Genomic DNA, 17,980 nt, shown 5'->3' on the forward strand with positions numbered 1-17,980 from the left:
GGCGGGCGGGTGAAGGTTTCGGGGTCTCGCCATACGGGCCCCCGGATCCCCCGGATCGGCCATGATCGGCCGCCCGGTGCCCGGTGCCCGGTGCCGCTGGTCAGGCGGTCCGGTCGAGCGCGCGCAGGCTCCGGTCGGTGATGGAGCGGGCGCCACGCCCTATGGCGATGGTGCCGGACTGGACCAGCTCCTTGATGCCGTACGGTTCCAGCATCTTGAGCATGGCCTCGAGCTTGTCGCTGCTTCCGGTGGCCTCGATGGTCACGGCCTCCGGGGAGACATCCACGGTCTTGGCGCGGAACAGCTGGACGATCTCGACGATCTGGGAGCGGGTCTCGTTGTCGGCGCGCACCTTCACCAGGACCAGTTCCCGCTGGATCGCGTGGCTGCCTTCCAGCTCGACGATCTTCAGGACGTTGACCAGCTTGTTGAGCTGCTTGGTGACCTGCTCCAGCGGGAGCTCGTCGACATTGACCACGATGGTGATCCGGGAGATGTCGGGGTGCTCGGTGACGCCGACCGCGAGCGAGTCGATGTTGAAGCCGCGGCGGGAGAACAGCGCGGCGATCCGGGCCAGGATGCCGGGGGTGTTCTCCACCAGGACGGAGAGCGTGTGCTTGGTGGACATGGGCTGAAGTCTCTCTTCTCTCTCGGTCCCGGCCTCAGTCGTCTTCGCTGTCGCCGAAGTCCGGGCGGACGCCGAGCGCCGCCTGGATCTCGTCGTTGGAGGTGCCTGCCGGGACCATCGGCCAGACCATGGCGTCCTCGTGGACGATGAAGTCCACGACCACCGGCCGGTCGTTGATCGAGTTGGCCTTCTCGATGACGGCGTCGAGGTCGGAGGGGTCCTCGCAGCGGATGCCGATGCAGCCCATGGCCTCGGCGAGCTTGACGAAGTCGGGGACGCGGGTGCCGGCGGGGGTGTCCGGGCCCGAGTGCAGCACGGTGTTGGAGTAGCGCTGGTTGTAGAACAGCGTCTGCCACTGGCGGACCATGCCAAGCGCGCCGTTGTTGATGATCGCGACCTTGACCGGGATGTTGTTCAGCGCACAGGTGACCAGCTCCTGGTTGGTCATCTGGAAGCAGCCGTCGCCGTCGATCGCCCAGACCGTACGGTCCGCGGCGCCGGCCTTGGCGCCCATCGCGGCCGGGACGGCGTAGCCCATGGTCCCGGCGCCGCCGGAGTTCAGCCAGGTCGCCGGCTTCTCGTAGTCGATGAAGTGGGCGGCCCACATCTGGTGCTGGCCGACGCCCGCGGCGAAGATCGTGTCCTCCGGAGCCAGCTGGCCGATCCGCTGGATGACCTGCTGCGGGGACAGGCTGCCGTCCGCGGGCTGGTCGTAGCCCAGCGGGTAGGTCTCCCGCCAGCGGTTCAGGTCCTCCCACCAGCCGGAGTAGTCGCCGGTGTGGCCCGCGTCGTGCTCGGCCTGGACGGCGACGACCAGGTCGGCGATGACCTCGCGGGCGTCGCCGACGATCGGCACGTCGGCGACGCGGTTCTTGCCGATCTCGGCCGGGTCGATATCGGCGTGGACCACCTTGGCGTTGGGCGCGAAGGAGTCGAGCTTGCCGGTGACGCGGTCGTCGAAGCGCGCGCCGAGGGCGACGATCAGATCGGCCTTCTGCAGGGCGGTGACGGCGGCGACGGTGCCGTGCATACCCGGCATGCCCAGGTGCTGGCGGTGGGTGTCGGGGAAGGCGCCCAGCGCCATCAGGGTGGTGGTGACGGGCGCGCCGGTCAGCTCGGCCAGCACCTTCAGCTCGGCGGTGGCCTGGGCCTTGATGACGCCACCGCCCACGTACAGCACCGGGCGCTCGGCCTGGGTGATCAGACGGGCGGCCTCGCGGATCTGCTTGGCGTGCGGCTTGGTGACCGGGCGGTAGCCGGGCAGATCGGTCTGCGGCGGCCAGGAGAAGGTGGTCCGCGCCTGCAGCAGGTCCTTGGGGATGTCGACCAGGACCGGGCCGGGGCGGCCGGTGGAGGCGATGTGGAACGCCTCGGCGATCGCCCGGGGGATGTCCTCGGCCCTGGTGACCAGGAAGTTGTGCTTGGTGATCGGCATGGTGATGCCGCAGATGTCCGCCTCCTGGAAGGCGTCCGTACCGATGGCCTTGGAGGCCACCTGGCCGGTGATCGCGACGATGGGGACCGAGTCCATATGCGCGTCGGCGATCGGGGTGACCAGGTTGGTGGCGCCGGGACCCGAGGTGGCCATGCAGACGCCGACCTTGCCGGTGGCCTGGGCGTAGCCGGTGGCGGCGTGGCCCGCGCCCTGCTCATGGCGGACGAGCACATGGCGGACCTTGGTGGAGTCCATCATCGGGTCGTAGGCGGGGAGGATCGTGCCGCCGGGAATGCCGAAGACGGTGTCGACACCGACCTCTTCGAGCGAGCGGATGAGGGACTGCGCGCCCGTGACGTGCTCGACGGGGGCGGGATGGGAACCGCCGTTTCGGGGCCGCGGCTGGGGATGGTGGGCCCCGGTGGCCTGCTCGGTCATCGGCATTCTCTTCTCGGATGAGGGTCTGTGCGGGGAGTGGGAGAGCGGAACGACATGTGCCAGTGCAACAAAAAACCCCTCGTGCCGTAAGGCAAGCGAGGGGAGCGCGCCGGAGAGGTCCGCAGGGCTTATGAGGTGGCCCTGCTCAGCCGACGCGCTTTCCAAGTACGAGAATTCGGGTGCGCATGGCTCCGACCCTCCCCCCGGCGCGTATCAGGTGTCAAGTGGGTGGGACGGGCGTCTCAGTATTTGAGCGGGACGGCGGATGTGTATGAGACTCCGCCCGCCGCGGCCCATGCCCCGCGCCATGCCCCGCCGGGTGCGCCGCGCCATGCACGGCGATATGACCGAGGTGCCGGGTCGGCAGCGGGCCGCCCACCAGGACGGGGCTTTCCGCCAGTACGGGGCTTTCCGAGCGCGTCACGGGGTACGAGCCGCGGTTGAGCGCGCGGCGCAGCCGGTGCTCGTCGAGCGGCCCGGAGAAGGCCGTCCCCTGGGCGTGGGTGCACCCCATGGCCCGCAGGGCGACGATCTGCTCGGGCAGATCGACCCCCTCAGCGAGGGACTGCATGCCCAGGTCGCCGGCGATCCGCAGCATCCCCGAGGTGATCTTGTGCAGCCGGGAGGACTCGACGACGCCCTCGACCAGCCCCCGGTCCAGTTTGAGCATGTCGATGGGGAGCCTGCGCAGCGCCCGGATCGCGGCATATCCGCTGCCGAAGCCGTCGAGGGCGATACGGACGCCCAGCCGCCGCAGCGCGCTCAGCCGGTGCTCCAGCTCGTCGAGCGACACTCGCGGATCGCTGTCGGTCAGCTCCAGGATCAGCGCGCCGGAGGGCAGGCCATGGCGGGCCAGCAGGGTCTCGACGCTCTTCGGCGGCATGGACTTGTCCACCAGGCGGCTCGAGGGGAGCCGTACACACACCGGGACCGGGAATCCGTCGCGGCGGCGCTCCGCGGCCTGCTCGACGGCCGCCTCAAGCGTCCAGCGGGCCAGCTCGGCGGTGCGGGCCGCGTCCTCGCCGCCGCCCCGGCCCCCGTCGCGCGCGCTGTCGCGTCCGCTGTCCCGACCGCTGTCGGCGACCCGCAGGAACTCGGCCGGGGTGAACAGGATGCCCTGCGCCGAACGCCAGCGGGGCTGGGCGGCGACGGCGGTGATCCGGCCGCCGCCGAGCTCGACGACGGGCTGGTGCAGCAGGACGAACTCGCCGTCGTGCAGGGCGGTGCGCAGCCTGGTGGCGAACTCGGCGCGGCGCGTCACATCGGCCTGCATCTGCGGCGCGTACAGCTCGACCCGGTTCTTGCCCGCGGCCTTGGCGCGGTACATCGCCAGGTCGGCGTTGCGCATCAGCTCTCCGGGGCCGATGCCTGGCTCGGCGAAGGCGACGCCGATGCTGGCGGCCACCCGGACCTCGGTGCCGCCCACGACCTGGTAGGGCTGGGAGAGCCGGGCGCGCAGGCGGTCGGCGATCTCCAGGATGCGGCATTCGCGGGCGGCGGGGTCCCGGTCGCCGTCGCCGAGGATCAGCGCGGCGAACTCGTCGCCGCCGAGCCGGGCCGCGCAGTCGCCGGACCCGGAGCGCACGGACTCCTGGAGCCGGCGGGCCGCCTGGACCAGCAGTTCGTCGCCCGCCTGGTGGCCGACGGTGTCGTTGACGGCCTTGAAGCCGTCGAGGTCGATGAAGAGCACGGCGGTGCCCGCGTCGGTGCGCCGCCGCCCGGCCAGCGCATGGCGGACCTGCTTGGTGAACAGGGAGCGGTTGGGCAGGTCGGTGAGCGGGTCGTGCTCGGCGCTGTGCTGAAGCTGGGCCTGCAGCCGCACCCGCTCGGTGACGTCCCGGCTGTTGAAGATGAGGCCGCCGTGGTGGCGGTTGATCGTCGACTCCACGTTGAGCCAGTCGCCGGAGCCGGAGCGGAAGCGGCACTCGATGCGCGTCGTGGGCTCCTCCCCCGGCGGGGCGGCCAGGAAGCGGCGGACCTCGTGGACGACCGAGCCCAGGTCCTCGGGGTGGATGAGGGAGGCCAGCTCGGAGCCGACCAGCTCGTCCGCGTCGCGGCCGTAGACCCCGGAGGCGGCCGGGCTGACGTAGCGCAGGATGCCGGTCGGCGCGGCGATCATGATGACGTCGCTGGAGCTCTGCACCAGGGAGCGGAAGTGGTTCTCCTTCTCCGCGAGCTCCTGGGTGAGCGTGATGTTGTCCAGCAGCATGATGGCCTGGCGGACGACGAGGGCGAGCACGACCGCGCAGGCGGTGAAGAGCATCACCCCGTCGATCGGCCGGCCGTCCATCACGTTGTAGAGGATCCCCAGGGTGCAGACAGCGGCGGCCAGATACGGCGCGAGGGCCGCGAGCGAGCCCGCGCTTGCGCGGCTGGGCTGCGCCGGGCGACGGATCGCGGCGGCGGGCGGGGCCTGAGCGGCCTCGCGCCGGGCCACCCAGGGGGCGTACGCGAGCAGTATGGAGCCCGCGAACCACCCGGCGTCAAGGATCTGTCCGGAGCGGTAGTGCTCGCGCAGCAGCGGCGAGGTGAACAGCGCATCGCACAGCACGGTCAGCGCGAAGGCGGCGATCGCGGTGTTGATCGCGGAGCGGTTGGCCGAGGAGCGCCGGAAGTGCACCGCGACGACCATGCTGATCAACACGATGTCCAGCAGCGGATACGCCAGCGAGAAGGCCCTGCGCGCCACGGGCTCGCCGCCCCCGCCGAACTGGGCGACGTGCGCGAGCGCCAGGCTCCAGGACAGGGTCAGCAGCGAACCGGCGATCAGCCAGGCGTCCAGGGCCAGACAGATCCAGCCGGCGCGGGTCACCGGGCGCTTGGCGAGCACCAGCATGCCGACGATGGCGGGCGGGGCGAAGAGCAGGAAGCAGAAGTCGGCGGCCGAGGGGCTGGGCACGGGACGGCCGAGCACCACCTCGTACCAGCCCCATACGCCGTTGCCCAGGGCGGCCATGAAGGAGGACGCCGCGAACAGCAGCCAGGCGGGGCGCAGTCGCCCGGAGCGCGCACGCCCGTACCACAGGCAGGACACGGCGGCGGCCAGGGCGGCGGCGCTCAGGCCGAAGTCACCCATGAACAGGGCCAGTTCGGGGGAGCCCCAGCCGAGCGCCGCACCCGCCGCGTACGCGCCGCACACAAGGGCGAGCAGGACCTGGGGCAGCAGACCCGCCCCGCCGCCGGACACCGACGGCCGGGCGAGCACCGCTCCGGTGGCGCTCACCGGACGGCCTTCGAATGCCGCGCGGAAACGCGGGAAGCTAGCAATCGACGCCTGAGTCGCGTCGGGTCGTCGGTCCATCGGCCATACATCGCCCGTCGCCCCCCTCGAGTTCCGGTCCATCGCTGACGCCGTCAGGTCAGTGGCGCAGCCCCCGCTCGGGACGATACACCAGACTGGTCACTCAGGGACATAGGTCATCTACGCACCGTAACCGACAACGGCGTTGTTTATACGGAGTGCAGTCATACCGTGTCTGTATGTGGCGCCACGGGCATTTCATCCGGTCGTTGTGACGATATGACTGAGCGGTTCACCGGCCGCGAATCGGCGCAGCTGGTCGCGCAGCAGCCGCTTCGCGCGGGGCAGGAAGGCCGACGACGGACCGCCCACGTGCGGGGTGATGAGCACTCCTGGAGCGTGCCACAGCGGATGCCCGGCGGGCAGCGGTTCGGGGTCGGTCACATCCAGCGCGGCCCGCAGCCGGCCCGTCTCCAACTCCGCGAGCAGCGCCTCGGTGTCGACCACCGGACCGCGCGCGACGTTCACCAGCAGCGTGCCGTCCTTCATCCGGGCCAGGAAGTCTGCCCCGGCCAGGCCGCGAGTGGCAGGGGTGAGCGGCGTGACGAGCACCACCACATCGGCTTCCGGAAGCAGTCGGGGCAGATCGTCGATCGGGTGCACCGGACCGCGCTCGGTCGTGCGCGGGGAGCGCGCGACGCGTAGTACCCGCTCGCACTCAAAGGGCACAAGCCGGTCCTCGATCGCACTGCCGATGGATCCGTAGCCCACGATCAGCACGGACTTGTCCGCGAGCGCGGGACGGAAGCCCTGCTTCCACTGCCCGGCGTCCTGGGCGCGCACAAAGCCGGGGATGCCGCGCAGCGAGGCGAGGATCAGGGTCAGGGCCAGTTCGGCGGTGCTCGCGTCGTGCACCCCGCGCGCGTTGCACAGCCGTACGCCGGGGGGCAGCTCCGCGATCGCGGGCTGCACATGGTCTATGCCGGCGGTGAGGGTCTGCACGACGCTCAGGTTCTTCATGGCCGGCAGCGGCCGCACGCCCTCCTTGTTCTTCATGTACGGCAGGCAATAGAACGCGCAGCGGGCGGGGTCGGTGGGGTAGTCGGACTCGCCGTCCCAGTGGGCGTATTCCAGACCGTCGGGGAGTCCGTCGATCTCGTCCGCGGGGAAAGGCAGCCACGCGAGGGGGCGCGAGGCGTCGGGCAGCGGGCCGGACAGCGGGCTGTCGGGGTGCGGGTTGTCGGAGTTGTCGCTGTGATCTGCGCTCATGCCTGGAGGCTATTGGATCAGGGGGCGCACTCAGACGTTAGTTTGGTGCGGGAAACGGGAGGGGTCAGGCCAGGTGGAGCGCAGGAGAATCGGAGCGGGGGCGCTCGAGGTGGGTGCGATAGGCCTCGGGTGCATGCCCATGAGCTGGGCGTACACCGCTTCGCAGCGTAACGGCGAGGGCTCGGTGCGCGCCGTGCACGCCGCGCTCGACGCGGGCGCGAGCCTGCTGGACACCGCCGACATGTACGGGCCGTTCACCAACGAGCGGCTGGTGGGGCGGGTGCTCAAGGAGCGGCGCCGGGACGCCTTCGTGTCCACCAAGTGCGGGCTGCTGGTGGGCGAGGCACACATCGTGGCCAACGGCCGCCCCGGCTATGTGAAGCGGGCCTGCGACGCCTCGCTGCGCCGGCTGCAGACCGACGTCATCGACCTCTACCAGCTGCACCGGGCCGACCCGGAGGTGCCGATAGAGGAGACCTGGGGCGCGATGGCGGAGCTGGTCGCGGCGGGCAAGGTACGGGCGCTGGGGCTGTGCGCGCTGGGCGCGCGGGCGCAGCGGCGGGCCGGGGCCGGGATGCACGACGCCACGGTGCGCCAGCTGGAGCGGGTGCAGCAGGTCTTCCCGATCAGCTGTGTACAGGCGGAGCTGTCGGTGTGGTCACCGGAGGCGCTGGAGGCGCTGGTGCCGTGGTGCGCCTCGCACGGGGTGGGGTTCCTGGCCGCGATGCCGCTGGGGAACGGCTTCCTGAGCGGGACGCTGACGCCGGGGCAGGGCTTCGAGCCGGACGACGTACGGGCCAGGCATCCGCGCTTCACGGCGGAGATGATGGCGGCGAACCAGCCGATCGTGGCCGGGCTGCGCCGGGTGGCGCGGCGGCACGGGGACTCGGTCACGGCGGCGCAGGTCGCGCTGGCATGGCTGCTGGGGCAGGGGCGGCATGTGGTGCCGGTGCCGGGGACCAAGCGGGAGCGGTGGGCGGCCGAGAACTGCGCGGCGGCCGAACTGCGGCTGACCGACGAGGACTTCGCGGAGATAGCGGCGCTGCCCCCGGCGCAGGGGTCGTGGGACTAGCGATGGTGTGCGGGAACCGGCGGCGGGGCTGCGGTGTATAAGAATCAGTGCCGTGCCAAGGCACATGTGCCCACGGAGAGGAACCGAAGGTGCGACGTCCTGGTGTGATCCCTGTGCTCGCCTCCGCTGCCGCGTTGCTGCTCGCGGCGGGCTGCTCGTCCGGTGACGGTGGGCAGGGCCCCTTCGGCCACCGCACAAGCGCGTCCGGCCCCTCGAAATCCGGGTCCGGTGGCGACTCCCCGCCCTCGGGAGGGCCTTCCTCCTCCCCCTCTTCCGCGCCCGCCGCCCCCAGCAAGGGCACGGCGAAGATGGTCCTCACGCTCACCACCAAGCTGGACTCACCGTGGGGGCTGGCCCCGCTGCCCGATGGAAATCTGCTGGTCGGCTCGCGCGACACAGGCAAGATCTTCAAGGTCGACGGGTCCAGCGGGCAGAAGACGGAGGTGGGCTCGGTCCCGGGCGTCCGCCCCGGCGGCGAGGGAGGGCTGCTCGGCCTGGCGGTCTCCCCCGACTACGGGGCGAATCCGATGGTGTACGCGTACTTCACCACCTCGTCGGACAACCGCATCGCCCGCATGTCCTACGACGACAAGCGCCCCGCCGGCGCCCAGCTCGGCGCTCCGGACACGATCTTCAAGGGCATCCCCAAGGGCGCGATTCACAACGGCGGCCGGATCGCCTTCGGCCCCGACAAGATGCTCTATGCGGGCACGGGCGAGAGCGGCGACCGCGGGCTCGCCCAGGACCAGGACTCGCTCGGGGGCAAGATTCTGCGGATGACCCCGGAGGGCGAGCCGGCCCATGGCAATCCCCAGGCCGACTCGGTGGTGTATTCCTATGGCCACCGCAATGTCCAGGGCCTGGCCTGGGACACGGACAAGCGGCTGTGGGCCTCCGAGTTCGGGCAGGACACCTGGGACGAGCTCAATCTGATCCAGCCCGGCAAGAACTACGGCTGGCCCGAGGCCGAGGGCAAGGCCGGCAAGGAGGGGTTCGTCGACCCGGTCGAGCAGTGGAAGCCGAAGGACGCCTCGCCCAGCGGTATCGCATACGCCAAGGGCTCGATCTGGATGGCGGGGCTGCGCGGGGAGCGGCTGTGGCGCATCCCCCTGGACGGCACCCGGCCCGCGGGGAAGCCACAGTCGTTCTTGGACGGGAAGTACGGGCGGCTGCGGTCGGTGGTGGCGACGGACGACGGCGGGCTGTGGGTGACGACGAGCAATACGGACGGGCGCGGGAAACCGGGGAAGGAGGACGACCGGATTCTGAAGCTGGAGATCTCCTGACGGGATGGTCCGTGACGGGAAGGTCCGCTGGGCGGAAGGTCACACAACGGGCCCGGGGGGATCAGCGGGGCAGCGCTTAGACTGGCGGGAGTCGTTTGCCCCTGGGGGTCGCCGTGTTCAACATCATCGAGGAACTGTTCTCGCCGGGCCGTAAGAACACCGAAGAAGAGCGCAACCGGCTGGAGTTGACCGTGGACGACGTGGGCAACGGCGACAACCCGTGGAAGGGGCCGATCGACCTGGAATCCGGCCAGGTGGTCATCCGTCCCCGCCAGGGCTGAGCTCCACCAGGGCTGAGCCCCGCCGAGCCTGAGCCCGGTCGAAGCTCAGCCGCCACGCCCCCGGCGCGCCCTCGGGAGCGGGTCGGCGCCCGTCGGCTCAGCGTGCGGCCGCCTCGTCCGCCAGACCGTCCACCAGCCTCAACCGGTGTGCCACCGCCGCCGCCTCGCCACGGCCCGAGACCTCCAGCTTGGCCAGGATGTTGGAGACATGCACGCTGGCCGTCTTCGGCGAGATGAACAGTTCCTCGGCGATCTGGCGGTTGCTGCGTCCCAGGGCCACCAGCCGCAGCACATCGCGCTCGCGAGGGGTGAGCCCAAGGGCCTCGGCGGGGTCGGTGGGCTCGGCGGCGGGGTCCGGCGGGCTGGTCGCGGTCGCGGGGAGGGCGGCGAGCGGGGTGGACGTCGGGCCGGAGCCGTGGCCGGAGCCTGATCTCGGGCCGGAGCCGGATCTGGGGCCGGATCTGGGGCCGGAACCGGGGTTGGAACCGAGGCCGGGGTTGGAACCGGAAGCAGGGGGCAGCGGGAGGCGGGCGCGGCGGGCCAGCAGTTCGATCCCCTCGCGCAGCGGGCGCGCCTCAAGCCGGGCCGCCGCGGTGTGGGCCGCCGCCAGCGGTTCGGCGACCCGCTCGCGGGCCGCGCCGGAGCTCAGCAGCGCCTCCGCCCAGCGGAAGCGGGCCCGGGCCAGGGGGTGCGGGCGGTCCAGCCGCTGGAGGGCGGTCACGGCGTCCGCCCAGCGGTCGGCGTCGTCGCGGCCCTCGGCGCGCGCCAGTTCGGCGTCCAGCAGCAGGCCGTAGGCCCGCCACACCGGCACCGGCTGCGCCAGCCGCTTGGCGGCCGCCCGGATCCGGGCCAGCGCCTCGGCCCGGCCGGGCTCGGCGGCAGGGAGGCCGCGGGCGTCCGCCTCGGCCGCGGCGGCGGTCACCAGCAGCGGCCAGGTGTAGCGCTGCATACCGATGCGGAGGCTGTCCTCCAGAGTCTGGTCAAGAAGCCGGCGGACTTCCAGGATCCGGCCGCGGGCGGTAGCGAGTTGGAGGAAGAGGTGGGTCAGCGGAATGGAGAACTGCGGCTCGGGGATGAGGTCCTTCTGCTGCTCCCGGGCCACCGTCAGCTCGTGCTCCGCGGTGTCCCAGTCGCCCCGGGCCAGCGCCAGCCGGGCGAAGCGGTTCAGTGCGATACGGCACGTCTTGTTGCCGGTCGCCAGGCGCCGGGTGGTCACCGCGGCCTCCTCCGCCTCGGCCCAGCGGCCCAGCGACAGCAGCGACTCCGCCATGTTCCCGAACACCCACGCCAGGGAGTCCGGCAGCCCGAAGCGGTCCAGTATCCGCACACCCTTCTCGGCGACCTCGACCGCCTCGGCCGACCGGCCGAACCCTTCGAGCCCGGAGGTCAGATTGACGAAGCAGCGCCCCACGAGGCTCACATCGCCCATCTCGATGGCGGCCTCACAGACCTCCCGCATCTCGGCGAGGCCGCCCTCGATGTCCCCGGACTCGGCCTTGAAGTAGCCCAGCGTCAGCCGGGCGTGGAGCTCGGTGCTCCGGGCGCCGACCAGCCGGGCCAGCTCCACGGCCCGCTCGGCCACCGCGAAGCCGTCCGGTCCGTGCTTGCGGACCATGCTCCAGCCCGCCGCCTGCGCCAGCACATCGGCGTGCACGGCGGACGGCGGCAGTCCACGTACCAGCTCCTCGGCCCGGCCGAGCTCGGCCCAGCCGTCGCCCCGCCCCAAAGCCCCCACCAGCTTGGACTTCTGGGTCCAGAACCATGCGGCCCGCAGCGGGTCCTTGCTGTCGTCCAGCTTGCGCAGCGCCCGGTTGGTGACGGTCAGCGCCCGCTCCCGCTGCCCGGATCTGTTCGCCGCCACCACCAGCTCGGCCAGCAGGTCCAGATGGCGCAGCGCCTCGTCGTCGCAGTTGCACGCCGGGTACGCCTCGGCGTAGTCGAGGGGACGCTGCGCCAGGCGCAGCTCCTCGGGGACGTCCTCCCACAGCTCCATGGCGCGCTCCAGCAGCCGCAGCTGCTCGGCGTGCGCATACCGCCTGCGGGCCTCGACGGAGGCCCGCAGCACGGCGGGCAGCGCCTTGGCCGGGTCGTGGGCGTGGTACCAGTAGCTGGCCAGCCGGGCGGCGCGCTCATCGGCCCGTACGAGCGCGGGCTCGGCCTCCAGCGCCTCCGCGTACCGCCGGTTGATCCGGGAGCGCTCGCCGGGCAGCAGATCGTCGGCCACCGCCTCGCGGACGAGGGCGTGGCGGAAGCCGTACCCGCTGTCGTCGCCCGAGGGCCGCAGGATATTGGCGCCGACGGCGGCGCGCAGCGCGTCAATGAGGTCGTCCTCGCCGAGCCGGACGGTCGCGCGCAGCAGTTCGTACTCGACGGTGGAGCCGCCCTCGGCGAGGATGCGCACCACCTGCTGGGCCTCCTCGGGCAGCGCCTCGACCCGCACCAGCAGCAGATCGCGCAGCGATTCGCTGAGCCCCGTGGCGCAGCCCTCGCTGATGCGGCAGGCGATCTCCTCGACGAAGAAGGCGTTTCCGTCGCTGCGCTCGAAGATGCGGTCGACCAGCGCCCGGTCGGGCCGGGCGCCCTGGATCCCGGCTATCTGGGCGCGGACTTCGGAGCGGTTGAAGCGGGGCAGCTCGATACGGCGCACCGCCCGCATCCGGTCGATCTCTGCGAGGAACGGGCGCAGCGGATGGCGGCGGTGGATGTCGTCGGAGCGGTAGGTGGCGACGACCAGCAGCCGGGCGCTGATCATGGAGCGGAAGAGATAGCCGAGCAGTTCGCGGGTGGAGCGGTCGGCCCAGTGCAGGTCCTCGATCACGACGACCAGCGTCCGGTCGGCGGCCAGCCGCTCCAGCAGCCGGACGGTGAGCTCGAAGAGCCGGGCGCGGCTGTCCTCCTCGCGCGACTCGCGGGCCGTCTCGCCCAGCTCGGGCAGCAGCCGGGCCAGCTCGCCCTCCTGCCCGGCGACGGCCCGGTCCAGCTCGGCCCCCAGCTTGCGGCGCAGCGAGCGCAGCACGGTGGACACGGGGGCGAACGGCAGGCCGTCCACGCCGATCTCCACACATCCGCCGACCGCGGCGGTGGCCCCGGCCGCGGTGGCCCCGGTCAGGAACTCGTCCACGAACCGGCTCTTGCCGACCCCCGCCTCCCCTCCGACGAGCAACACCTGCGGCTCGCCCGCGGCAGCGCGGGCGAGCGCGTCGGTGAGGGTGGACAGTTCCTCGGCGCGGCCGACGAACACCGGGCTGACTGAGGTGTGGTGCACGCCGTCGAGGATCGCATAGGGGGCCGACAGCGCGGTAAGGGTTTGTGCTGTGGCCTGCCCCTCAGTCGCGCCGACGACGGCGGTGCCCACGCCGTCAGGCCGTGGTGCCGCACGCCCGCGGCGCACGGCGGCCGCCGTCCTGCTGGTCCGCGGTCCTCACCCGCCTCTCGGGTTCATCGGCGGCGGATCGGCCGCTGCCCTCGCGCCGGGCCTGGCGGGCCAGCCGGTACGCGGCGGCCTCGCGCAGCGCCTCGGCCTCGCGGATCTTGAACAGTTCGTAGTGGAACATCGTGTTCTCCTCGGTGATGTAGCTGACCTCGGTGGCGGATTCCCGTAGGTGACGGGCTCTTCAGCACCCCTCAACTTTCGCCCGCAAGGGGGGTCCACCACATCGGGCGAGTGCCCGATGTTCGCCTGTGCCAGGGCCTTAGGCATCCTGAGCTTCGGCCGCCGCAGGGGCCTTAGGACGGCTCTCCGGCCTTAGGCCCGGGGCCAGCGCCAGGGTGACCGCGACAGAGGCCGCCGCTATGACGGCCATGGCCGTCGCGGGCGAGGTGTGCTGGGCGACGGCGCCCGCGAGGGTGGCTCCGACGCCCTGCATGGTGAGCATGCCCGAGGAGTGCAGCCCGAGCGCGTGCCCGCTCAGCTCCTCGGGCGTCAGCGCCATCAGCCGCTCCTGGAGCAGCAGGCTCGCCGCGTAGCCGACCGACGCGAGGGTGACCGCGGCCACGGCGAGCGGCAGCGCCGGGTGCAGGGCGAAGACCAGGTACGGGGCGGCGAGCAGCAGCCGCAGCGGGGCGCCGAGCCGCTCCCGCCACCGGGGCGGTACGAACCGGCCGGTCAGGGTGTCGCCGATGAGCATGCCGAGGGCGGCGAAGGCCAGCAGCAGCCCCGCGTTCCGGGGTGCGTAGGGGACGAAGAGGGATTCGCAGCCGACGATCAGCCCGTTGGGCACCCACAGCGCGAGATAGACATAGCGGCGCGGTACGGAGGACCACAGCCGGGCGTTGTCGCGCCAGGTCGCGGCGATCGACGGCCGCCCGGTGGCGCGCGGCGGCCGTCGGCTCAGCCCGTAGCGGGCGACGGCCGCGGCGGCGAGGTAGAGGGCGGCGGCGGTGAGCAGGGTGCCGCGCGCCGACAGGGCCGTCACCAGAACGCCACCGACCACGAAGCCGCAGATCTGGGTGGTGCCCGCGGACATGTTGAGCACGGAGCGGCCGAGCAGATAGCCCTCCCGCGCCAGGATCTCGTTGAGCAGCCCGGAACGCACCCCGCCGCCCAGCGAGGCGGTCGCCCCGAGGGCGAGGAGGACCGCGAAGAGGGCCGCCGTCGGCAGGCCGGGGACGGCCTGGACGGCGGTGCCGAGGGCGAAGAGCAGCGACAGGCCGCAGAGCGCCGCGCGCGGCGGCAGCCGGTCGGCGGCCGAGAGCAGCAGCGTCGCGCCGACCACCTGGGCCAGGTTGGGGCCGAACATGCTGAGGGCGGACAGCAGCGGTGAGCCGGTCGCCGCGTAGACCAGCGTGCCCAGGGCCAGTCCGCTCACCGTCGAACCGGCCACCTGAAGCGTGCTGGTGAGGAAGAGCGGTGTGAACTCCGGTGCTGCGAAGAGCTCTCGGTAGGTGCGCATGGCCCTAAGGCTCAGCGGTCCCCGCCCGCGGCCGTTACAGTTTCGCGCGCACGCGAAACGGTGACGCGAAACGACGGGGCGAAACGACGGGGCGGGCTGGGCGAAACGATGGGCTGGTGGCTGGTCAACGCGGACACGCTCGCCGGGAGCCGGTTCGTCGTCTCACCGCTCGCCGAGGCCGTCGCGGGCCTGATCTCCCTGGAACGGGGCGTGGCCGGGCACCCGGGCGAGCGCGCCTGGCTCGACGTCCATCTGCCCGCCTACCGGGCGCGGCTGGCCGGCGATCCGCTCACCGCGCTGACCGTACGGGCCGCCCTGGGGCACCGCTGGCTCGCGGACTTCCTCACCCCCACGCCCACCGCCGAGGGCGAGCCGGGCTTCGAGGAGGAGCTGGCGCGGATCCGCGAGACCCCGCCCGAGACCGCCCGCGCCAATCTGGCCGTATCGCTGCGCGGCCCGCTCCCCGACCCGCTGCGCCGCTCCGATCTCGCGGAGCGCTGCGCCGATGTCCTGGAGTGGGTGTGGACCGAGACGGTGCTGCCCACCTGGCCCCGGCGCCGGCGGATCATCGAGGCGGACGTGGTGGCGCGTACGGCGCGGCTGAGCCAGGGCGGCTGGGCGGCCGTGCTGAACGCCATGCGGCCGGGGATGCGGTGGCTCGGGGAGAGCCGGCTGCAGATCAACGTGTACGACAACCCGCCGCGGGAGATCTCGGGGGCGCGGCTGCTGTTCGTCCCGGTGACCCCGCACCAGGGCTGGGTCTCCTGGGATGCTCCGCACCGTTACGCGGTGGTCTATCCCTGTTCGGGCGCGCTGGCCGAGGCGGACCGGGCCTCGGTGCCCGAGTCACTGGGCAAGCTGCTCGGCCCGGCCAGGGCGGCCGTCCTCGTCCTGCTCGACACCCCGAAGAGCACCACGCAGCTCGTCGCGCTGACCGGCCAGGGGCTGGGGTCGGTGGGCCGCCATCTCAAGGTGCTGCTCGATGCCCACCTGGTGTGGCGGCGGCGTGCGGGGCGGTCGGTGCTCTACTACCGGACGGCCGCGGGTGAGGTATTGGTGACGGCTCAAAGGCAGGATCAAGGGCAGGGGCAGGGGCAGGGGCAGGGGCAGGGTCAACGGAGCTCGGCGCCTCGATGCTGATCCTCGGCAGCCACCGGTCCAGCCACCGCGGCAGCCACCAGTTGGCCCCGCCCAGCAGATGCATCAGAGCGGGCACCAGGAGCGTACGGAGGACGAAGGCGTCCAGGGCGACGGCGGCGGCCAGGCCGATGCCGAACATCGCGATGATCCGGTCGCCGCTGAGCACGAAGGCAGAGAAGACGGCGATCATGATGACGGCGGCGGAGTTGATGACCCGGCTGGTCTCGGCGAGGCCGACCCGCACCGCGACCCGGTTGTCGCGGGTGCGCCGCCACTCCTCGTACATCCGGCTGACCAGGAAGACCTGATAGTCCATGGACAGCCCGAACAGCACCGACACCATGATCACCGGCAGAAACGGCTCGATCGGACCGGCCCGGCCGAGCCCCAGCAGCTCGCTCCCCCAGCCCCACTGGAAGATGGCGACGACGACGCCGAAGGACGCGGCGACGGCGGCCACGTTCATGACCGCCGCCTTGACCGGGATGCCGATGCTGCGGAACGCGAGCAGCAGCAGGATGCTGCCGAGGCCCACGACCACGCCCACGAACAGCGGCAGCTTCCCGACGATCACCCTCGCGAAGTCGTCGTAGCCCGCGGTCAGCCCGCCGACGTACACCTCGAGCGAGGTGGCCCCCGCGGCCTGCGGCAGCACGTCATCGCGCAGCCGGGCGACCAGTTCGGAGGTGGCGCGCGACTGCGGGGCGGTCTCGGGGACCACCGTGATCAGCGCCGTATCGCCGCTGGTGCTCAGGACGGACCCGCTCACCGAGGCGACGCCCTCGATACCGCGCAGGGTCTCGGGGAGCTTGCCGAAGGCGACCCGGTCGGCGGCGTCGTCGATGCGGCCGACGAGCGTCAGCGGACCGTTGAAGCCGGGTCCGAACCCCTCGGCGAGCAGGTCGTAGGCGCGCCGGGTCGTCGCGGAGGCCGGGTCGTTGCCCTGGTCGGAGGTGCCCAGGCGGAGCGAGAGGGTGGGCAGCGCGAGGACCAGCATCACCACGACCGCGACGGCGGCGAGCAGCTTCGGGCGCCGCTCGACCAGGGCCGACCAGCGGGCCGCGAATCCGCCGCGGGCCCTGGTCCGCGGCCCGTGCGCGGCCAGCCGGCGCCGCTCGCGGCGGCTCAGGGCGCGGGAGCCGATCACCCCGAGCAGCGCGGGCAGCAGGGTGACCGAGGCGGCGACGGTGAGCAGAACGGTCAGCGCGGCCGCGACCGCCACTCCGTTCAGGAAGCTCAGCCGCAGCACCAGCATCCCCAGCAGCGCCATACACACGGTCGCCCCGGCGAAGATCACCGCCCGCCCCGAGGTGGCCACCGCGCGCCGGGCCGCCTCGTCGACCGGCAGCCCCGCCTTGAGCCCCTGGCGGTGCCGGGTGACGATGAACAGCGCGTAGTCGATGCCCACGCCGAGCCCGATCAGCGTGCCGAGCATGGGCGCGAAGTCGGCGACGGTCATGGCGTGGCCGAGCAGCCCGACACCCGCGTACGCGGTGCCTACGCCGACCACCGCGGTGGCGATCGGCAGCAGCGCCGCCGCGAGCGAGCCGAAGGCGAGGAAGAGTACGACGGCGGCCGCGGCGACCCCGATGGCCTCGCTGAGGTGAGCCGAGCCCGTCTGCTGGGCCGCGCCGATGCCCGCGCCGCCCATCTCCACCTCGAGCCCGTCGGCCGCCGCGGCGCGGACGGTGTCGGCCACGTCGCGGACCTGGGACTGGCCGAGTTCGGCGGCGGGCCGGTCGAAGAGGACAGTGGCGTAGGCGGTGTGTCCGTCGGCGCTGATCCGCGTCGTATCCGCGCCGCTGTCAGTGTTGTCGTACGGCCCGGCGACGTTGTCGTACGGCCCGGCGACGGAGACGACGCCGGGCAGCTTCTCCACCCGCTCCAGCGCCGCCGTCATGTGCTGCCGTACATCCACCGCGCGTACCGTGCCCGCGTCGCGCGCCGTATGCCAGACGATCGTGTCGCTGTCCCCGGCCTGCTTCGGGAACTCCCGCTCCATCAGCTCGGAGACCCGCGCCGAGTCCGTGCCCGGGATGCCGTAGTCGTTCGAGTACGCGGACCCCGTGACCGCGGCCGCGACGGATACGCCCGCGAAGGCGGCCAGCCACAGCGCGATGACGACAAAGCGGCGCCTGAGGCACCACCGGGCGAGTGCGGCCATGGCCTGCTTTCCGGGGTATCGCGCCGAACCCGCCGGGCTCGCGGCGGGGGGTGGGGCCGGGCCCGTGGCGGCGCACGCACTGATGAACATATGAAGGCCCGCCGCACGTCCAGGATCTGGACCGGCGGCGAACT

Annotated in this window: 11 protein-coding genes; 3 read left to right on the forward strand and 8 right to left on the reverse strand. The window is 72.3% G+C overall.

The features are described from left to right. Positions 1–100: 100 nt before the first annotated feature. From ilvN to ACWDSL_RS08835, 4 genes are all read right to left on the reverse strand, one after another. Positions 101–628, reverse strand: a complete 528-nt coding sequence (ilvN, locus tag ACWDSL_RS08820) for an acetolactate synthase small subunit (protein ID WP_014176151.1) — start codon at positions 626–628, stop codon at positions 101–103. Between the two features lie 34 nt (positions 629–662). Continuing rightward, positions 663–2,507 carry an acetolactate synthase large subunit gene (locus ACWDSL_RS08825; protein WP_450483151.1) on the reverse strand — a complete coding sequence of 615 codons (1,845 nt, stop codon included), beginning with the start codon at positions 2,505–2,507 and terminating at the stop codon, positions 663–665. A gap of 214 nt (positions 2,508–2,721) precedes the next feature. After that, positions 2,722–5,724, reverse strand: coding sequence for a putative bifunctional diguanylate cyclase/phosphodiesterase (locus ACWDSL_RS08830; RefSeq protein WP_450483153.1), 3,003 nt, complete (start codon positions 5,722–5,724; stop codon positions 2,722–2,724). Positions 5,725–6,000: 276 nt separating this feature from the next. Then, entirely contained in the window at positions 6,001–7,011 is a 1,011-nt protein-coding gene (locus ACWDSL_RS08835; RefSeq protein ID WP_450483155.1) for a 2-hydroxyacid dehydrogenase, read from the reverse strand. A 73-nt stretch (positions 7,012–7,084) separates the two neighbouring features. On the opposite strand from ACWDSL_RS08835, the gene ACWDSL_RS08840 reads away from it, so the two are divergent. The 3 genes from ACWDSL_RS08840 (at position 7,085) to ACWDSL_RS08850 (ending at position 9,650) form a co-directional block, all read left to right on the forward strand. After that, positions 7,085–8,083 carry an aldo/keto reductase gene (locus tag ACWDSL_RS08840; RefSeq protein WP_450483157.1) on the forward strand — a complete coding sequence of 333 codons (999 nt, stop codon included), beginning with the start codon at positions 7,085–7,087 and terminating at the stop codon, positions 8,081–8,083. A gap of 89 nt (positions 8,084–8,172) precedes the next feature. Continuing rightward, positions 8,173–9,369 carry a PQQ-dependent sugar dehydrogenase gene (locus ACWDSL_RS08845; protein ID WP_450483159.1) on the forward strand — a complete coding sequence of 399 codons (1,197 nt, stop codon included), beginning with the start codon at positions 8,173–8,175 and terminating at the stop codon, positions 9,367–9,369. Positions 9,370–9,464: 95 nt separating this feature from the next. Further along, positions 9,465–9,650 carry a DUF6191 domain-containing protein gene (locus ACWDSL_RS08850; RefSeq protein WP_089510972.1) on the forward strand — a complete coding sequence of 62 codons (186 nt, stop codon included), beginning with the start codon at positions 9,465–9,467 and terminating at the stop codon, positions 9,648–9,650. Positions 9,651–9,747: 97 nt separating this feature from the next. On the opposite strand, the gene ACWDSL_RS08855 is transcribed toward ACWDSL_RS08850, so the two are convergent. From ACWDSL_RS08855 to ACWDSL_RS08870, 4 genes are all read right to left on the reverse strand, one after another. After that, positions 9,748–13,005, reverse strand: coding sequence for a helix-turn-helix transcriptional regulator (locus ACWDSL_RS08855; protein WP_450483161.1), 3,258 nt, complete (start codon positions 13,003–13,005; stop codon positions 9,748–9,750). Between the two features lie 4 nt (positions 13,006–13,009). After that, complete coding sequence (locus ACWDSL_RS08860; protein WP_450483163.1) at positions 13,010–13,204, reverse strand: hypothetical protein; 195 nt, start codon at positions 13,202–13,204, stop codon at positions 13,010–13,012. A gap of 138 nt (positions 13,205–13,342) precedes the next feature. Continuing rightward, positions 13,343–14,542, reverse strand: coding sequence for an MFS transporter (locus ACWDSL_RS08865; RefSeq protein ID WP_450483165.1), 1,200 nt, complete (start codon positions 14,540–14,542; stop codon positions 13,343–13,345). A gap of 967 nt (positions 14,543–15,509) precedes the next feature. Further along, complete coding sequence (locus ACWDSL_RS08870; protein ID WP_450483167.1) at positions 15,510–17,846, reverse strand: MMPL family transporter; 2,337 nt, start codon at positions 17,844–17,846, stop codon at positions 15,510–15,512. Between the last annotated feature and the right edge of the window lie 134 nt (positions 17,847–17,980).

It is taken from the genome of Streptomyces sp. NPDC000941 (genome assembly GCF_053599555.1).

Excerpts from the sequence above, each read along its gene's own strand:
- ilvN (WP_014176151.1), bottom strand. The coding sequence starts at position 628 with ATGTCCACCAAGCACACGCTCTCCGTCCTGGTGGAGAACACCCCCGGC.
- ACWDSL_RS08825 (WP_450483151.1), bottom strand. The coding sequence starts at position 2,507 with ATGCCGATGACCGAGCAGGCCACCGGGGCCCACCATCCCCAGCCGCGG.
- ACWDSL_RS08835 (WP_450483155.1), bottom strand. The coding sequence starts at position 7,011 with ATGAGCGCAGATCACAGCGACAACTCCGACAACCCGCACCCCGACAGC.
- ACWDSL_RS08860 (WP_450483163.1), bottom strand. The coding sequence starts at position 13,204 with ATGTTCCACTACGAACTGTTCAAGATCCGCGAGGCCGAGGCGCTGCGC.
- ACWDSL_RS08865 (WP_450483165.1), bottom strand. The coding sequence starts at position 14,542 with ATGCGCACCTACCGAGAGCTCTTCGCAGCACCGGAGTTCACACCGCTC.
- ACWDSL_RS08870 (WP_450483167.1), bottom strand. The coding sequence starts at position 17,846 with ATGGCCGCACTCGCCCGGTGGTGCCTCAGGCGCCGCTTTGTCGTCATC.